Origin of the sequence: Lysinibacillus sp. NPDC097214 (assembly GCF_050277945.1) — a bacterium.
GTDB classification, from domain to species: Bacteria; Bacillota; Bacilli; order Bacillales_A; family Planococcaceae; genus Lysinibacillus; species Lysinibacillus xylanilyticus_B.
The window spans coordinates 97,074-114,921 of record NZ_JBNNSS010000007.1 but is presented as its reverse complement, the minus strand read 5'-3'; the positions used below and the strand labels follow the sequence as shown (position 1 = coordinate 114,921).

At 37.8% G+C, this 17,848-nt stretch carries 19 protein-coding genes and 2 other annotated features; of the genes, 14 read left to right on the top strand and 5 right to left on the bottom strand.

Features of this window, described 5'->3' with window-relative positions:
• The first annotated feature begins 11 nt into the window (after positions 1–11).
• From ACQKMI_RS16925 to ACQKMI_RS16900, 6 genes are all read left to right on the top strand, one after another.
• Positions 12–794 (top strand): ABC transporter ATP-binding protein, encoded by a 783-nt coding sequence (locus tag ACQKMI_RS16925; protein ID WP_427491003.1) that lies wholly within the window; start codon positions 12–14, stop codon positions 792–794.
• On the top strand, positions 791–1,570 hold the full coding sequence (locus tag ACQKMI_RS16920) for an alpha/beta hydrolase (protein ID WP_427490811.1): 780 nt from the start codon (positions 791–793) through the stop codon (positions 1,568–1,570). Before ACQKMI_RS16925 ends, ACQKMI_RS16920 begins: the two co-directional genes overlap by 4 nt.
• Before the next feature lie 102 nt (positions 1,571–1,672).
• Positions 1,673–2,146: a GNAT family N-acetyltransferase gene (locus ACQKMI_RS16915; protein ID WP_427490809.1), complete on the top strand. Its 474-nt coding sequence runs from the start codon at positions 1,673–1,675 to the stop codon at positions 2,144–2,146.
• Positions 2,147–2,157: 11 nt separating this feature from the next.
• Positions 2,158–2,802, top strand: a complete 645-nt coding sequence (locus ACQKMI_RS16910) for a hypothetical protein (RefSeq protein ID WP_427490807.1) — start codon at positions 2,158–2,160, stop codon at positions 2,800–2,802.
• Between the two features lie 157 nt (positions 2,803–2,959).
• Positions 2,960–3,388: a hypothetical protein gene (locus ACQKMI_RS16905; RefSeq protein ID WP_427490805.1), complete on the top strand. Its 429-nt coding sequence runs from the start codon at positions 2,960–2,962 to the stop codon at positions 3,386–3,388.
• A 151-nt stretch (positions 3,389–3,539) separates the two neighbouring features.
• Positions 3,540–4,052: a YfiT family bacillithiol transferase gene (locus tag ACQKMI_RS16900; RefSeq protein ID WP_427490803.1), complete on the top strand. Its 513-nt coding sequence runs from the start codon at positions 3,540–3,542 to the stop codon at positions 4,050–4,052.
• A 150-nt stretch (positions 4,053–4,202) separates the two neighbouring features.
• Here ACQKMI_RS16900 and ACQKMI_RS16895 read toward each other — a convergent pair whose 3' ends face one another.
• Together ACQKMI_RS16895 and ACQKMI_RS16890 are read right to left on the bottom strand one after the other, a co-directional pair.
• Positions 4,203–4,814, bottom strand: a complete 612-nt coding sequence (locus tag ACQKMI_RS16895) for an exosporium glycoprotein BclB-related protein (protein ID WP_427490801.1) — start codon at positions 4,812–4,814, stop codon at positions 4,203–4,205.
• A gap of 250 nt (positions 4,815–5,064) precedes the next feature.
• Positions 5,065–6,222 carry a hypothetical protein gene (locus tag ACQKMI_RS16890; protein WP_427490799.1) on the bottom strand — a complete coding sequence of 386 codons (1,158 nt, stop codon included), beginning with the start codon at positions 6,220–6,222 and terminating at the stop codon, positions 5,065–5,067.
• 245 nt (positions 6,223–6,467) lie between these two features.
• Here ACQKMI_RS16890 and ACQKMI_RS16885 point away from each other — a divergent pair, with 245 nt between their 5' ends.
• The 4 genes from ACQKMI_RS16885 to ACQKMI_RS16870 all read left to right on the top strand — a co-directional run bounded on the left by ACQKMI_RS16885 (position 6,468) and on the right by ACQKMI_RS16870 (position 8,924).
• Complete coding sequence (locus ACQKMI_RS16885; protein ID WP_427490797.1) at positions 6,468–7,106, top strand: hypothetical protein; 639 nt, start codon at positions 6,468–6,470, stop codon at positions 7,104–7,106.
• A gap of 141 nt (positions 7,107–7,247) precedes the next feature.
• On the top strand, positions 7,248–7,823 hold the full coding sequence (locus tag ACQKMI_RS16880; RefSeq protein WP_427490795.1) for a hypothetical protein: 576 nt from the start codon (positions 7,248–7,250) through the stop codon (positions 7,821–7,823).
• Positions 7,816–8,112: a hypothetical protein gene (locus ACQKMI_RS16875; protein ID WP_427490793.1), complete on the top strand. Its 297-nt coding sequence runs from the start codon at positions 7,816–7,818 to the stop codon at positions 8,110–8,112. Before ACQKMI_RS16880 ends, ACQKMI_RS16875 begins: the two co-directional genes overlap by 8 nt.
• Positions 8,113–8,126: 14 nt before the next feature.
• A complete protein-coding gene (locus ACQKMI_RS16870; protein ID WP_427490791.1) occupies positions 8,127–8,924 on the top strand; it encodes a hypothetical protein in 798 nt (265 codons plus the stop codon).
• Between the two features lie 151 nt (positions 8,925–9,075).
• Here ACQKMI_RS16870 and ACQKMI_RS16865 read toward each other — a convergent pair whose 3' ends face one another.
• Positions 9,076–9,618: an isoprenylcysteine carboxyl methyltransferase family protein gene (locus ACQKMI_RS16865; RefSeq protein ID WP_427490789.1), complete on the bottom strand. Its 543-nt coding sequence runs from the start codon at positions 9,616–9,618 to the stop codon at positions 9,076–9,078.
• Between the two features lies 1 nt (position 9,619).
• Entirely contained in the window at positions 9,620–10,702 is a 1,083-nt protein-coding gene (locus ACQKMI_RS16860; protein WP_427490787.1) for a type III polyketide synthase, read from the bottom strand.
• Positions 10,703–11,360: 658 nt separating this feature from the next.
• On the opposite strand from ACQKMI_RS16860, the gene rsgA reads away from it, so the two are divergent.
• From rsgA to metG, 4 genes are all read left to right on the top strand, one after another.
• The gene (rsgA, locus tag ACQKMI_RS16855; protein ID WP_427490785.1) at positions 11,361–12,434 is read left to right on the top strand and encodes a ribosome small subunit-dependent GTPase A; all 1,074 of its coding nucleotides are present in this window, start codon (positions 11,361–11,363) and stop codon (positions 12,432–12,434) included.
• A 42-nt stretch (positions 12,435–12,476) separates the two neighbouring features.
• Positions 12,477–12,902, top strand: coding sequence for a FosM family fosfomycin resistance protein (gene fosM, locus ACQKMI_RS16850; protein ID WP_427490783.1), 426 nt, complete (start codon positions 12,477–12,479; stop codon positions 12,900–12,902).
• A gap of 54 nt (positions 12,903–12,956) precedes the next feature.
• Positions 12,957–13,604 carry an NIF family HAD-type phosphatase gene (locus ACQKMI_RS16845; RefSeq protein WP_427490782.1) on the top strand — a complete coding sequence of 216 codons (648 nt, stop codon included), beginning with the start codon at positions 12,957–12,959 and terminating at the stop codon, positions 13,602–13,604.
• Between the two features lie 165 nt (positions 13,605–13,769).
• Positions 13,770–14,036 (top strand) — a binding site (T-box leader).
• 66 nt (positions 14,037–14,102) lie between these two features.
• Positions 14,103–15,737: a methionine--tRNA ligase gene (gene metG / locus ACQKMI_RS16840; protein ID WP_427490781.1), complete on the top strand. Its 1,635-nt coding sequence runs from the start codon at positions 14,103–14,105 to the stop codon at positions 15,735–15,737.
• A gap of 49 nt (positions 15,738–15,786) precedes the next feature.
• Here the strand turns inward: metG and ACQKMI_RS16835 are convergent, their stop codons facing one another.
• Positions 15,787–17,358 carry a 2-isopropylmalate synthase gene (locus ACQKMI_RS16835; protein WP_427490779.1) on the bottom strand — a complete coding sequence of 524 codons (1,572 nt, stop codon included), beginning with the start codon at positions 17,356–17,358 and terminating at the stop codon, positions 15,787–15,789.
• Positions 17,359–17,496: 138 nt separating this feature from the next.
• Positions 17,497–17,734, bottom strand: a binding site (T-box leader).
• Between the last annotated feature and the right edge of the window lie 114 nt (positions 17,735–17,848).

The window sequence follows — 17,848 nt, the reverse complement described above, 5'->3', positions numbered from 1 at the left end:
CGGCATTTAGAATGGAAAATTTAGCTTCTGGCTATGAACAGGTTCGGGTGTTTGAAGGCTTAAATTTAACAATAGATGAAGGAAAGATTACGACTATTATTGGCCCTAATGGATGTGGAAAATCTACACTATTAAAAACGATTGGTCGTATATTAAAGAAGCAGCAGGGTACGGTTTATTTACAAGATCAAAACATGCAAAATTTATCGACGAAGGACATTGCGAAAAAGCTAGCTATCTTATCACAGACGCCTATTGCACCAGGTCAGTTAAAGGTTGAGGAGCTCATTGCTTATGGTCGTTATCCACATCGAAATAATGTGAATCGCTTAACAAAAAAGGATGAGGAAATGATTGAATGGGCCTTAAGTGTGACAAATACACTTGAGTATCGAAATCGAGAGCTCGCTCAGCTTTCTGGAGGTCAACGCCAACGTGTATGGCTGGCGATGGCTTTAGCGCAAGAAACGAATATTTTGCTATTGGACGAACCGACAACTTATTTAGATATGGCACATCAGTTAGAGGTGCTAGAAATTGTGAAAAACTTAAATGAGCGGCATCGTTGTACGATTGTTATGGTATTGCACGACATTAATCATGCGGCACGATATTCTGATCATTTAATCGCAATGCGACAGGGGGCTGTAATGAAAACTGGCACACCTGAGGAAATTTTATGTGCAGATGTTATGCGGAACGTATTCAATATTAATGCACGTATTATGCAAGACCCAGTTACGAAAACACCAGTATGTTATGGCTATGATGTTATGAAGGAGATCGACAAATGATTGAAGAGAAAATCGCGAAAGCACTTGATTATGTGACGCAAGAAATTGTATCGAAGTTTACGGATTATACGTATACGGTAAATATTTATGTACCGAATGGGGAAGTACCGGAAGGAGGTTTTCCAGTTTTATACGTATTAGATGGATCGTCCTATTTCCATCTTGTAAAGGAAGCGGTCCGCCTACAAAGTCGCAATGCACCAAAAACGGGTGTTTTGCCAACTATTGTCGTTGGTATTGGGCATGGTGCGGATATGCATGAACGAAGATTTTATGATTTTACAGGACAATCCGAAACGTATACGTATCCTGCAAGATTTAAAGGTAAGGGCTATGAGAAACATGGAGGAGCAGAGAATTTTAGTACATTTTTAGAGGAGGAATTAAAGCCAAGTATTCAGGCGCAATTCCCTGTAAATATGCAGCAGCAATCACTGTTTGGGCATTCATTAGCAGGCTACTTTGTGCTTTGGCAATTATTCCATCATCAAGCAACCTTCCAATGCTATATAGCGATTAGCCCTTCTGTTTGGTGGAATGAGCATGAACTATTCAGTTATGCCACAACATTTATAAAAGAGCGTCCATTTGCTTATGAAAAATTATTCATCGGTGTGGGGGAACTTGAAACCTTTATGGTGGATGATGCTCAACAAATTGCGAGCGATTTAGGGAACATTATGGACATTGCGTTTTATGAAGCGTTGGAGGAAAATCATGCATCAGTCGTCCCAACTGTAATGAGTAAAGCAATTCGTTTTGTGAATAAAAACTAATAGTACAAACCTACAAACCGCATTATCTTATGATGATGCGGTTTGTTTTTGGTTAAAAATACATTATAATGTATTTTTAACCAAAAGGAGGAGTGTTGACAGATGAACATTATTTTAGCGCAAACAAAGGATGCTTCAGTAATTCATAACGTTATGCTACAGGCTTTTAAAGAGTATGAACATGCAACGCCACCATCAAGTGCATTAAGTGAAACAATTGAATCGATTGAACAGGCGATGGAAAATGGAGAGCAAGCCTTTATTGGGTATATCGATGAGCAACCAGTTGCGATGGTAAGATTTACACTTAGTGCTCAAGGAATTTATTTTTTTAGATTATCTGTTATTCCAGAAAAGCAGGGACAAGGATTGGCTAAAGCATTAATTGAAGAGCTTGAACAATATGCGTTTACTAATGGGAAGAGTACTAGTGGATGTAAAGTGCGCATGAGTGTACCAAGAAATATTGAGTTATATCGCTCATTAGGTTATATTGTCACAAAAGAGAGCAAGGAAGAAAATCGTAACGGTTTCTCTCTTTCTGTAGCGACAATGGAAAAGCAACTTACTAATTAGGGGGGCTAGTCTTGAAGAAGAAGCTTGGCTGCTTACATGCACACCATTCAAATATTGAGTATATAGAACAGGCATTTCAAAACATTGAGAAGGTAAAGTTAGTCCATTTTGTAGATCCAGGTCTTATACAGCAAGTTTCAAAAGGAACTGACGGGTTAGCTTTTAAGGTGAAAGAGCAACTTGAATGGATGGAAAGTTGTGATATGGATGCCATTTTAATAACGTGCACTAATTACATTGCATTGTTAGAGGAAGAGCAGTTGGAACTTTCCATTCCAATTATGAAAATAGATGAGCCTTTCTTTGAAATAGTATGTGAAGAAAAACAGCCTCAAACGATTCTTTTTACTAATCCTGAAACCGTAAAAGGTACGATGGACAGACTTCAGCAATATGCTTTGCTACATGAAAAATCCATTAATACTGAAGTGAAAATTATCGACAATACGTTTGAACTGATTATTCAGGGAAAAAAGGATGCATATAATAACGCTATTATACAAACTCTTCATGATGTAGCGGGGGAACAGCAGCACATTTCAGTTGCACAGCTTTCAATGGTTGAAGCAGCACAGCAATTCGAAAAAGAGTCAGCCTTAACGGTTATTCATCCGCTAAAGTCGTTAGTTAAGTTTGTGATGAGGTTTATAGAATAATAGGCTGCACTAGAAGAACTACGTTTTTCTGAATACTCTGTAACAATATGAGTGGAAAAATCGTTTCATAGGAAAGAACCGTGATTATTTAAGGGGTGATGAAATGAGGCGATGTATAGTTTTGTTTTCAGTGTTGTTGTTTTTGGTAGGCTGTACAATGAATGAGAAAGCGGTTGCTCTGCCAAATGATCTACCTGATTTTGTGCAAGAAAGTGACTTTACATCAATTGATTGGGACAAAAAGGCAGTAGAATTTGGAGAGAGAGGTATTATCGGTAATGCAAATAAATCGGGTGTTATCGGTGCCGATATGCCGAGTTTAAACACTCAAAAATGGATGTGGCATCTTTGGGGAAATGAAGAAGGCCAAGATACCATGTTAACAATTGTCGGGTATCATAAAGATTCTAAAACAGTGCATCCTATTTTAGTAGATGGTTGGACTACAGGGCTTGGCGGACCTGTTAATGGGGCAGATGCTCATACACCTTCAAGTGTAAAGATCCCGAAACCAGGAGAATGGGCAATTTTACTTTATAAGAATGAGAGCTATTTTGATACGTTAATTTATGATATTACTGAATAAAAAGTTAATATTCCACATAATGTGACCCTCGTTTTGTAAGCTAAAATTCTTACAAAATGAGGGTTTTACTTAGAAGAATGAATGTGAATAGCGTGAAAAATATAAAATTGGTAATATGAAAAGTAAGAAAATAGAAATGGAGGATAGCTACATGACCGATTTACGATACCCAATTGGACAATTTCAATTTCCGGAAGTAGTGACAGCGCAGCAAGTCAAGGAATGGATAGAGGATATTCGTCTATTACCGACACAACTAGCAGAGGAACTTCACGAAGCAAGTGAACAAGCCTTAACAAAATCCTACCGAGAAAATGGTTGGACGGTTACGCAGCTTGTCCACCATATTGCAGATAGTCATATGAATAGCTACATCCGTTTTAAGCTAGCTTTGACAGAGGATACTCCAATAATTAAACCTTATGACGAAGTGGAATGGGCACAGCTTCCGGATTCAGAAATGCCTGTTTCGGCATCTTATAAAATGATTGAAGGTTTACATGAACGCTGGGTTTATTTGCTGGAAAGCTTAACAGAAGAACAACTTCAACGAGCATTTGATCATCCTGATTCAGGGTTAATGACGCTTGAAAAAGCAGTAGCCTTATATGCTTGGCACGGCAAGCATCATCTTGCTCATATTCAAGTGGCTTTGGCGAAATAAAGGCAATATTCTAATAGCCAAAAATAGGTGATTTCTCAATTAGAAGAAATCACCTATTCAAACGATTGAATTATTGTCGAATGTTTTCCGTTTTTGAACGGGTGATGTTACTGTAAGGGCAGCTTTTATTTAAATTTACGATCACAATCTCTATTCAATAGTGATTCCTGCACTTCCGTTACCTTCAATAACGTTCACTAAAGGAGCAATTCCTGCTGCAGTAGCTGAGAATACCATTACTAAACGATCACCAGCAGCCACTGGTACTGGTGTAACGTTTGTAGTGCCACTTGCAAAAGTACCTACCGCGAATGTTGTGAGAGATGGTATTAAATCAACAAGTGCTGTTGTAGGGCTGAAAATATTACTTCCCGCATCTGCACGGTAAACTTGAGCTCTGATTGTTACTGTTCCTGCAACAGTTATAGCTGCTAGTACGCTAAAGGATGCTGAAATAGCTGTAATAGTACCTGCACGTGGAGCATTAAAAGCTTCCGTTCCCACAAGAGTTAAGTCAATATTATTGCCAACAAGCGAAACTCCTGGGAAAGCTGAACCGAATCCTACAATACTTACTGTGTCAATTAATCCACTAGCGATTGTTGCCAAAACAACCGGTGAAATTCCAGAGGCGAATGGGATGATTGAGCCAGTAGTAACTTTAGTTGGAGTAATGCATGCAGCGTCGACCGCTAAGAAAGGTCCAAAATTTTCACAAACATTATTAGATGAGCAGCCGCACATAGAATTATTCATACACATTTTTACACCCCCTTTCTTCATTATTCTATTCAGTGTAGATTGGGGGGCGAGGGCAATTATCTGTATCGTAGTTTTTATTTGTGGAAATTTTGAGGCTTCTTTTGAGAAGCTTTGGCAGTGCGAGTACTTACTAATGGGACTTATTTTTTCAATTGAACATAAAAAAGTCCAATATGTATTTTCATACTTATTGGACGTATTCATCGTATACTTTTCCAGTTTGTTAAACACAGTACATCCTAATTTTAAACTAACTCCATTTTCGAAAGAAATTGAAAAACAAAGAGTTCTTTTCTTTTTTATGCCCTTCTTCAGTTGATTCTTCTTTTAGCTCAGGTTGTTTGTTTACCTCTTCAATTTGTATATGGGTTTCATATTTTTCCTCTGGCGTAGCTTCAAAGACTTCAAATTCGTCATTTTTTAAAGTGGTGGATGTATTTGCGTCGACTTGCTTAACTACTTCAGAAGCTTCAGGAATGGCAGGCTCATTAACTACTTTAGAAGCTTCGGGAATGGCAGGTTTATTAATTACTTCAGCTTCTTCAGGAGTGACAGGCTCATTTGTTAGTACAGAGCTCATTTCATCTATAGTGACAGTTTTATTAATTTTTTCAGGTTCTACGTAATTAACTAAATCTTTCGCATTAAGGTCATTGTCAGTGGAATTATGGATTTCGGTATGCGGTAAAGTATTAGATTCATAAACACTAATTGGAATTTCCTGTGCATTGGTAGCGTTTTTAAAATGGAAGGAGGATTTAGTAGTGGTATTTCTATATAAACCATTATATATTTGGCTTGGATGAGTATTTATTGATTGAAAATATTGTTGATTAAAATGGCGTTCTTCGGGTACATCTCTTTGATTTCCGTTTTGAGCAGAAGGTATACCATTGTTACCATCTAATTGCGCATTTATTGCTTTACCTGCCAGACTTTGTAGCATTTTATAAGATGGCTGTTTTGATGTAATCGCCGATTGGTTTGTTGTCTGTGTAATGATCAGATCCCTTTGTGCACCGTTAGCAATAAATTTAGATGTGTTTTCAGTTTTATGTGTAGTAGTTGGAGCTTCAGTATTTTCACTAGTGAGTAATTTGTTTAAAACCTTTAGTATTTCTTGGTTCATTTCCTCAATCGTTTGATTTAGAGATTCAATTTGTGCCGATAGAAGTTTTATCTGCTCCTCATTGCCTCCGATTTGTGAATTTTGCTTATCATCTATTTTTTCAGTTTGCCCTTCTAAAAGTGCCATCTGCGTTTTAATCCCATCAAAATCCATTTTCATAAATAAATAATCTTCAATTGAAGTTCCCGTTTTTAATGAAGTTAACGTGTCCTTGTAGGCTTCTATTTTTTGCTTCAGTTTTTCAATGTCTTGAGTGCAGTACAATTTTGAATTTTCCATTGCATTTCACCCCTTTCAGTCCATTAATATTTTATTAAAAATATTTACTTTCTGTTACAAATATACCGGTCCTTTCAAACATTTTTGTCTCTCTTTAAGAAGCGGAGATGTAAGCAAAAACGATAAATACTCATCCTGAAGAAAATAATAAAAATCAAAACAAATTATTTGTTAGCCCATGCACTTATAGCTAGAAAACATAAGATACAAACGAAAGGTAAAAAAAATATGGAGGTGTCAAAAGGATGCAAGAGAGTATGCCATCCCAGGCGCAGGAACAAATTTGTATAAACGTCGATAAGGTATTTGACTGGATTGTAAAGGAAGCGTCGTTCGAGTTTTCTACTACTGGATCAATTAGTTTTCCAACAGTAACGGCAACTACTAACTTAGCAGGAGCAGTAGTTACATGTAATGTAGTTCCAAGTGCAACTAATCCTATTGTTATTTTGAACCGCGAGAATCGTCAATTCACCATTGATGGTGCAACGGTATGTCTTCAAAATCTGACTATTCAAAAGAACTTTACGCTTACGTTAGTTGTTACTTTACCAAATGGTACTAAGTTTACAAGCAATCCTATTACAGTTTCACGTTGTGAACAAGTTACATTATGTGCGCCGAAAGGGACAGATGTAGAAATTTTATTCACAGATTTAGATTGTTTCGTGTGTTCAACAGGAACTCTAACACCTGGAGCAGGTACAATTACGTTTTCTGCATTAGTAGTAACTATATCAGTTTGCCAAAGTATTCAATCTACATTCCCAGTTACTGTGGAATTCTTAGCGACTTTCTGCGAGCCAAGAGCAGAATTACCGTTCGCATGTCCGGGTGTAGTTCGCCCAGCGCAATGCCCTGCTGTATTCCCAACTGTTGGTTAATGGTACTAACACATAGAAGAAAATCATATTGTAAAGAGAGGGTAATCCTCTCTTTTTTTTTATGAAAAGACGTAAATGTCACATAAAGAGGTTTGAATTTGCTTTCATTAATTCAATACTATTAGCAAAGGGGTACTGATTATGCTTACTCGCATCGATCGTGTAGAGGAAAAAATTAATGAATTAAAAAAACAAACGGATTTTTATGTTCATGAAATAAAAAAAACGATTGAGGAGTTTATTGTACCGGAGAGTATTAATGTTATTAGTTATTTCACATCCTCAATTAATTTTTCTTATAATCCCGATGAGGAAAGCCTATGCTTGGGATCTTATCATATTCGCAATTTAGGTAATAAGCCAATAACGAATCCTTATCTATGCATAAAGCTACCTGAAGATTCCCCATTCTCCTTTTCTGGAAGGTATGTCTATGAACATTTCGCACCAAATTTAAAAGGAAACAGTAGTTGGGAGCGAATCAATGATCAATCGAGCAAGGAGGAGTTCTGGCTTAGACCTATAGGAAAAACAACGCTAGAGCCAAACGAGACATTATCATTTCCTAACTTTCAAATCAAATGGGGTCATAAATCATCTTATTCAGGAAGTATCATGGGTTTTACATATTGTGATCAGTTAGAAGAGGGTGTCGTTGTGTTAAATCCTATTAATCTAAATGGAATGAGTTACACACAGGAGGATGAAAATGAGTAAGCGTGAAAATATGAATCAAAAAAAAGATAGTGTTGTCCATCAACTTATGAAGGAACGGCTTGATAATCTATCTAACTATAGTAATGAAGAAAATAATAGCTTTGCTTATCTCGAAAAGGGCACGTTGAATCTGCTTATTACCCATTTAATATCAGGAGAAAAGAGTAAAGTTGAAGAAATTGGCGATGAGGAAAGAGAAATGAAGATGCTGAAGCAACTTAATGAAATGTTAGAGGAGAGTAAGGAGCAATTTGAAGAAGTGATAAGTTTACTTAAAAAATTATCGTGATAGGAGGTGGAAGTGTGGATAATGATATTGTCAAAAACAATGATCCTATTCAACTCCAGCAAATGATCATTTTTTTAAGAGCCGAATTAGCGAAATATAAAAATGAAGTTAAAAGGCTCAGAGATGGTGATTATTATTCACTAATACTGAGATTAGAGCGAGAAAATGTTGAATTAACAAAACAGAAAAAGGAGCTTTCGATGGAGCTTTTAAAGCTGAAGAGAGACCATGATAGAACAATAAAAACTTACTATGATGATATACAAGCAAGAGAAATCCAGAAGAAAAAACAACTTTCTTCGATAGAGGGTTTATTAAAAGAACTGGAAGTACTGCGTGCAGAAAATAAGCTACTAAAGGAATCTTTAAAGTTCACTAAAGATGAAATAATTTCTATGAATTCAGATGCTAATTATAAGACTACAGTGGATGGCCTTGAAAATAAGTTGAATGTTTTTACAAGAGAGATGAGCCTACAAATGAAGACTATCATTGATGCTATTGAAAGATCCCGTTTAGAACAAGTCAATTCAGATAATAAGCATTTAACCAAAGAAATAGAGGAGAAAAGCAGTGAGATAGCAAAATTATCGGAAGAATTAGCGGATGTAAAAAAATATAGCCTTTCCCTGAGTGGAAAAACGATGATGAATCCCGAATTCCTTACACACGTAGATGCCCAAGTAAATAAGGTATTGGCTCAATCAATGGATTTTGAAAAGCAGTTGAATCATAAATTACGCTTGCTTGAGGATTTGGACCACAAATTGAACGAGCTGACTATCGAAATCAATACTGATAAAACTGTATAACGTATGTTGTGAAGGGCTGTTTCAAAAGTAAAACAAGACACTTTTGAAGCAGCTATTTTTATGTTGTTAGGATTCTATTATATTGGCATTTTATTCTTCGCCAATTGGGCTTTTACAAGCAGTAATTGCGAGAGAAACAAAAAGATTTCGGCTAGGATTCCGAAATCTTCTTGTGAAATACATGATTATAATTTGTCGCATCTCGTAAAGCTTTTTCCTCAATTGGAATGCGTACAGATAGCATTGTTACATTTAAAAGTGTAAAGCAGAATGCTGTAAAATATGCTTGGAACATTAAAGGTAGAAGAATAATTTCTAAGCAAACAACTGCGTAATTTGGGTGACGCATAAATGTGTAAGGGCCTTTCCGTACGACTTCTGCATTAGGTAAAATTAGTATTTTTGTGTTCCAAAAAGACCCTAATGAACGAATACACCAAATGCGTAATGCTTGAACGGCGATAAATAATAAGAATAATAACGGAAATAAAGGCGATATACTTTTATGATTAGTAACTACTTCAATGATTAAAAACAAGAAAAAAGCAGCGTGCAAAGTAACCATATATGGATAATGAGAAGAACCAACTTCATATGCCCCTTGTGAGAGCATCCATTTTTCATTGCGTTTTGCAATGAAAACTTCTGTCAATCTTTGTAGAATGACGAGGCTCAAAATAATGTAAATCATCATGCTACTCCCTCCAATTAAGTAATACAGCTTCAGCACAGAAGCCGGGGCCGAGAGCGACGAGCAAACCAGTATCCTCTACTTGTCCTTCGTTTAACATAAATTGCTCCAACACATATAACACCGTAGGAGATGACATATTTCCATGATATTTTAATATTTCCCGAGAAATGTCGGTTTTTTGGGGAGCTAGATAAAGCGTATCTTCATAAGCTTTTAATACTTTTTTACCACCAGGATGTGCAATGAAATGATTAATCTGTTCACAGTATAGTTCATGTTCCATTAAAAATTGTTCAATGAATGGGCCGAGCCAATTGGTGATGATGGCAGGGATACTTTTCTGAAAAACGACATGGAGACCGTTATTTTTAATAGTCCAGCCCATAACATTTTCTGAGTCTGGCATCCATTTAGAGCCAGTTCCGATAATAGTAGGTGTTGATTTTTTTACTGCGATGTTCACTTCATCTCCACAGACGAGTATACATGCTGCACCATCCGCAAAAAGAGAGGCACCAATTAAATTACTTTTTGAAAAATCATTTGGCTGAAAGGTTAGACTACATAGCTCAACACAAACAACAAGAACTTTTGCTTCCGGATGGGCACGACAAAAATCGTAGGCTCTACTAACACCAGCTGCACCGCCAGCGCAGCCAAGTCCCCAAAGTGGAATACGTTTAAGTCTGTCTGAAAAAGGAAGTTGATTCATAACCCGTGCATCAATACTTGGTGTAGAAATGCCTGTGCTACTCACAAAAATAATGGCATCGATATCTTTAGGAGAAATCGGTGATTGTAAAAATGCTTCATTTTGTAAACAGGCTTGAATGACGTTAACGCTATATTGTGTAGCTAGCTCAATATATAAATCGTTACGTTCCTCAAAGGAATGATCGGTACGGTGCCATTCTGGCGGTACACAAAAATGGCGTGTGGCAATACCACCATTCTCAAACACTTTTAAGTAGCGTTCTAATTTAGGGATTTTTGCATGAAATAGCTCCTTCGTTAGCTCCTCCGCATTTGTCTGTTGTAATGTGTACGGTGGTTTGTATGTACTGATCGAAATGATTTTTGACAATTCAACATCTCCTTCGTCAATAGTGATCTTGTTTATTGTATGCGGGGAGGGAGGGGATACATGCTTGTTAGATTACATATTACATTGGGCTCATCATCAATAGTTGTGGATGACATTTGTTAAAACATGTACTATGTAAATAAGTTGATTGGAGTGGAGGCTGGGCGACTCCTTGGGGATCAGCAATAGAGGAACGAAGGCTAAAACCATCACATCCTGTGATAACGCCTTCGTGACCAACATCCTGTTGGCCCGAGACCCTGGATCGAGCATTGCGAGTGAAGCGGCTCATCGGACGCCCCCAGGAAAGCGCCCAGCCGGAATGGAAATCAACCACTCGTTTTGTTTATGATTCTTAAATTGACAATTTCGGAAGATTCCGTTATATTGAAAATAACAAAATCGAAAGTAGGTGATGTGACATGATGAATAAAGCCGCTATTAACGAACAGCAATTCGGTTTGTTCAATTTCACACGCCTAAAATATACAATTTAACCACACATAGTAGTGAGATTTAATTCATGATTGTGGTGATTTGTATATTCTCTTAAATGTGCCTGTGAACCTTGTAACTGCCGAATTGCGGAGGGACATGGTTTTTTTGTGTTTATTTTTAATTGATGACAAATGGTATATACATTTAGGAGGAAAACAAATTGAATTTAACAACTTTAGGATTTTCAACATATTTTGAAGAGCAAATGACTGGATATAAGCAGGATGCTAAACTGGCGAATTGTGTGCCAGCTAGGGTTACATTAGAGCATAAGCATTCCTATCGTGTACTGGCAGAAGAAGGAGAATGGCTAGCGACGATTGCTGGACATTACGCGTATACATCATTAGCACGTGAGGATTTCCCAGCAGTTGGAGATTGGGTGCTAGTTGAGAAAATGCCTGGTGAGGAAAAGGCGATTATTCATAAATTGTTTACACGAAAATCAGTCTTTTCACGTAAGGCTGCGGGTATGGGAATACAAGAGCAGATTGTAGCATCGAATGTTGATATCGTGCTTCTAGTGATGAGCTTAAATGCTGACTTTAATATTCGTCGTTTAGAACGCTATTTAGTAGCCGCGTGGGATTCAGGTGCGAAGCCGGTCGTTGTATTGACAAAGGCTGATCTGTGTGAAGATATTTCTAGTAAGATACGTGAGGTTGAGTCTGTAGCGTTCGGTGTGGACATTTATGTGACTAGTGCTGTGTCAGGAGAGGGCTTAGAAGATATTCGTACGCTATTTACAGAAGGTGTGACAGGTGCGTTGCTCGGTTCTTCTGGTGCAGGGAAATCCACATTGACTAATGCTCTTAGTGGTGAGGACTATATGAAGGTTTCGGATATTCGTGAAGATGATGCGAAGGGGCGCCATACAACCACACATCGTGAATTAGTTTTATTGCCAGGAGGTGGCTGTTTAATTGATACACCTGGAATGCGAGAACTGCAATTATGGGATCAGAGTGACAGCCTAGCCTCTAGTTTTAAGGATATTGAGGAACTTTCTACAGCCTGTCGTTACAGAGATTGCACACATAAGAAGGAGCCACATTGTGCTATACAGCAAGCCATTACAGATGGTGTGCTTGAACAATCACGTCTCCAAAGCTACTTTAAATTGCAAAGAGAGCTTGCTTTTATCGAACGAAAAGCAAATGCGCAGGCAAAGCTTGCTGAGCAACGCAAATCAAAGCAAATTGCGAAGGGGAAGAAAGGTAAAAAATCAAATTAAACGAAACTTGATATGAGCGGTTTCAAGTTGGGGGACATACGCATGACAATCCAAAACATAAATCATCTATTATTTTCAGTTTCAAATCTTGAGGAATCCATTGCATTCTATGAAAAGGTTTTTGACGCGAAATTATTAGTGAAGGGGAAAAGTACAGCCTATTTCGATGTAAATGGGCTGTGGCTTGCCCTGAATGTAGAGCAGGATATTCCACGCAATGAAATACATCAATCTTATACACATATAGCGTTTTCTATCCATGAGGACGATTTTGACAAAGTGTATGAAAAATTAATCCAACTTAATGTCAATATCCTAGAAGGTAGACAAAGAGATGTGCGAGATAAAAAATCGATTTACTTCACGGATCTAGACGGTCATAAATTCGAATTTCATACAGGGACTTTACAGGATCGATTAGATTACTATAAGAAGGAAAAAATGCATATGGAGTTTTTTGATGACTAATAGTTGCAACACTCCTTTTAATAATACGTTGATAATAGTAGAAGGGGTGATTTTATGAAAAAAGCTATTATTTTTGATATGGATGGTACTTTATTTCAAACAAATCTAATATTAGAGCCAGCACTATCGGCAACGTTCGATGTGCTACGTACAAAGGGATTGTGGCAGGGGGAAACACCTATAGAGAAATACCGCGAAATTATGGGTGTTTCATTACCTGTTGTGTGGGAAACGTTATGTCCTATGCACACGCTAGAGACACGTGAAGAAAGCAATGCATTATTCCACATTAAGCTTATTGAACAAATACGCAATTGCCAGGGCGCATTGTATCCACATGCGGAGCAAACACTGGCTACTTTGGCAGAAAACTATGATTTATTCATTGCTAGTAATGGGCAAACCGAGTATTTACAAGCAATAGTGGAAACCTATCAATTACAGCGTTTTATCAAAGGTACATATAGTATTCAGTCCATTTCGAGTGGTCATAAATCTGATTTAGTGAAAAACGTCATCGAGGAAAATGCCATTCAAAGCGGGGCAGTTGTTGGTGATCGTTCTTCTGATATTCAGGCAGCTCATGACAATCAGTTACTCTCTGTTGGGGTACGTTTCGACTTTGCACAGGAAACAGAATTACAGAAAGCGGACATTGTTATTGATGATTTAAAAGAGTTACTTGAAATAAAGCTAGGATAAAATGTTATCGACTACATATTCCGATTTATCGCTCAACTTTTTCGGTTTATCGAGAAGATTGAATGATTTATCACCCAACTTTTTTAGTTTATCGAGAAATAGGAACGATTTATCGACATACATTGCAATTCATAATCAAAAAGAGTAAGATGGTGGAAATCTATAATAAAAGCATTGATAAGGAAAAGTAGATTGGATAAGCATTATATAGAGAGCCTCTGTTGGTGGAAATGAGGTAAATGTCCCCTTTTGAAAATGACCTTTGAGCTTCGTACCGAAAGCATGTTTGCGAGTAGATTACGACGAGATGGGCACTCGTTACAACAGCGGCAGTATCTCTCATTGAAATTTGAAATGAGACGCACTGATGGAGGCAAATAGTGAGAGCTATTTGTAAATATAGGTGGTAACACGGGTATACTCGTCCTAATCAATTTTGATTAGGGCGTTTTTTTATACAATTTTTTCGTACATTTTTGGTGAGGGGAGCAATTTAGGATGACAATCGTTATTGGAGGCGCGTGGCCATATGCAAATGGATCTTTGCATTTAGGGCATGTTGCCGCATTATTACCGGGTGATATTTTGGCTAGATATTATCGACAAAAGGGCGAGAAGGTACTATATGTTTCAGGAAGTGACTGTAATGGCACTCCGATTTCTATTCGGGCTGCACAAGAAAACACGACAACGGAAGCAATTGCTAATCATTATCACGAAGAGTTTTCAAGATGCTTCAATGAATTAGGATTCACCTATGATTTGTATACGAGAACAGATGCGCAGCACCATCATGAATCTGTTCAAACAATTTTTTTACAGCTATTAGCGAACAATTTTTTATACAAAAAGAAAATTGAACAAGCATATTGCGAAACAGACAAGCAGTTTTTACCTGACCGATTTGTCGAGGGGATCTGTCCAAACTGTGGTGCGAAGGCGCGTGGTGACCAATGTGATAATTGCTCAACCATTTTAGACCCGCTCGATTTGATCGATAAACGCTGTAAAATTTGTGGAAATGCGCCAATTATCAGGGAGACAGAGCATTTTTATTTTGCTTTTAGTCAGTTTCAGGGGAGGTTGGAGACTTATTTAGCAGAGGCAAAGGCAGAAAAACGCTGGCGAGACAATGCCTTAGGTTTAACAGAGCGTTACTTGGCAGAAGGGGTCCCGGACCGTGCTGTAACAAGGGATTTACCAAATGGAATAGATGTGCCCGTACCAGGTTTTGAAGGCAAAAAAATATATGTATGGATTGAAGCAGTAGCAGGCTACTTAACAGCGAGTTTAGAATGGGCAAAGCAGCATCAACTAGCGATTGAAGATTTATGGAATGAAGAAACGATTTCATATTATGTACATGGTAAAGATAATATCCCGTTCCATACAGTTATATGGCCAGGCATTCTAATGGGAATAGGAGCGAAGGCATTACCTACACATATTGTATCAAACGAATATTTAACATTAGAAAAACGAAAATTATCGACGAGCCAAAACTGGGCGGTATGGGTGCCTTATATTTTGAGTCGTTACGATGCAGATTCCATTCGTTATTTTTTAACAATGAATGCGCCAGAAAATCGCGATACTGATTTCTCTTGGCGAGAATTTATTTATAGTCATAATGGTGAATTACTTGGCGCTTACGGTAATTTTGTTAATCGTACATTGAAGTTTTTAGAGAAATCATTTGATCGCAAAGTGCCTCATGCCGAGGTAGATGACACTATTCGAACACACACAATTCAGCTGTTTAACGATGTTGGGAATCATATAGAAGCGGGTCATTTTAAGCATGCATTAGAAGCTATTTTTGAATATATTCGTGCGGCTAATCGTTATTTTGACGAGCAGCAGCCGTGGCTGCAGGTGAAAGAGAATGTGGAAGCTGGCAATCGAACACTGGCAACATGTGTTTATATTATTGCTAATCTTGGCCAGCTATTACATCCATTTTTACCGTTTTCAGCTGAGAAGGTGAGGGTAATGTTAGGAATAAATGAAGTAACGTGGCATGAACAAGTGGACTTACCAGCAAGCATTAGCGAAGTGGCACCACTGTTTGAACGTCTTGATGTTGAATTGATTGAAGAGGAATATCGAAAGTTAGTAGAGGGCAGTCGATAGGAAAAATAAAAGCAGTATGACACTATTGGGTCATACTGCTTTCGACTATTTAATTCATAACAGGCGTTAATTTGGCAACAACAATACTGTTGATGGCATTAATATAAGCTAGCGCACTCGCTTTTAAAATATCTGTATCTGCAGCTTTGGCGATATACTTTTCACCTTCATGTTCGATTGTAATTTTTACTTTACCAAGCGCTTCCTTACCACGAGAAACGCTATTGATATTATATTCTACAAGTTTCACATCCATATTTGTAATTTCTGCGATGGCTGAATAAAGGGCATCAATTGGACCTGAGCCAACTGCACTAGCTTTAAATACCTCGCCACCTTTACGGACTTTCACGCTTGCTGAAGGGAAGCTTGCGTTGCTGACGACTTGTAAATCATCAAAGTCAAAGAATTGATCGCTATAATGAGTGGCATTGGCATTATTTGCGTCATGCTTTTCATAATAGCTTTCTACAATAACATATAAATCGTGATCGTAAACTTCTTTCTTTGCATCAGCCAGCTTTAAGAAGCCTTCGAAGATTCCTTCGAATTCATCCGTTGAAAGATTTGAAAAGCCCAGTTTTTCAAGGGCATTTTTCACCGCGTGACGCCCAGAGCGAGCTGTCAGGACTAGCTCCATATCATCAAGACCTACATCTTCTGGATGGACAATCTCATAGGCATCACGAGATTTAAGAAGACCGTCTTGATGAATACCAGATGAATGGGCAAAAGCATTATCTCCAGTAATCGCTTTGTTTACTTGTACGTCTAGGCCCATAAAGCTTGAAACAAGACGAGACGTATTCATAATTTCTCTTGTGTTGATACGTGTCTCAGCATTGTATACAGAGCTACGTGTTTTTAATGCCATAACGACTTCCTCTAATGCTGCATTTCCTGCGCGTTCGCCAATGCCGTTAATTGTACATTCTACTTTATCTGCGCCGTTTTTAATCGCAGCAAGCGTGTTAGCAGTTGCCATGCCAAGATCATTATGGCAATGAACACTTAACAGAACGCTGTCGTCTAAGTTTTTCATACGGTCATTTAGTTTATAAATCATCGCTCCAAATTCTTCTGGTTCTGCAAAGCCGACTGTGTCAGGTACATTAATCATCGTTGCACCAGCCTTCATTACGGCTTCAATGGTTTTCCAAAGATATTCAAAATCAGAGCGAGATGCGTCTTCTGTTGAATATTGGACTTGTGGTAGAAGAGTTTTCGCATATTTTACTGCATCTACGCCAATCTGTAGAATCTGATCCTTGGATTTGCTAAACTTTTTCTCTACATGAATATCAGAAGTACCCAGCACCATATGAATCATAGGATTTTCAGCGTATTTTACAGCATTATAAACAGCATCAATATCTGCCTGTACAGCACGTGCTAAAGCAGTAATCATAATATCACTTGTATTCCCAACTTTTTGTGCGACAGCTTTAACGGCATCAAAATCTCCTTGTGATGAAGCAGGGAAACCAGCTTCGATAATATCGACGCCTAATTTTTTGAGTTGCTGAGCAATCTCTACTTTTTCGTATAAATTCAGTTTTGCACCTGGCACTTGCTCGCCATCACGTAAAGTTGTATCAAACACCCAAATTTTTCTTCCCATTTTCAAACACTCCTTTTGTAGTAGTTATCATTATATTGATAATGTCTCTGCTTTGAACCGTTAGCTCTGTTAGAGACGAATTCCACACCTAGGCCAATGATTTTAATAAAAACAAAAAAACCCGCCTCTATATAAAAATATAGAGACGAGTTTATGCTCGCGGTACCACTCTAATTGACTTTCTCTTTACAGAAAAAGCCCCCTTATCGACAGCTATCACTGTCTATCCCGTTAACGGAGGAAACCGACGTCCCTTACTTAAAGTTCAGGGAGTGGCTCATGGACGAGTTCAAAATGTGTGCCTATCGGTTTGCACCAACCACCGACTCTCTACAAGTACACTTGCATTTCTACTATTTCCAATCTTGGCCTACAATAATGTGTTGTTGAAAGCAATCATACTTCGATATCATGTGAATGTCAATAATATTCTAAAAATTATTTCTTTTCTGTTTTATGTGGTAGGCAACAAATTATTATAAAGTCAATC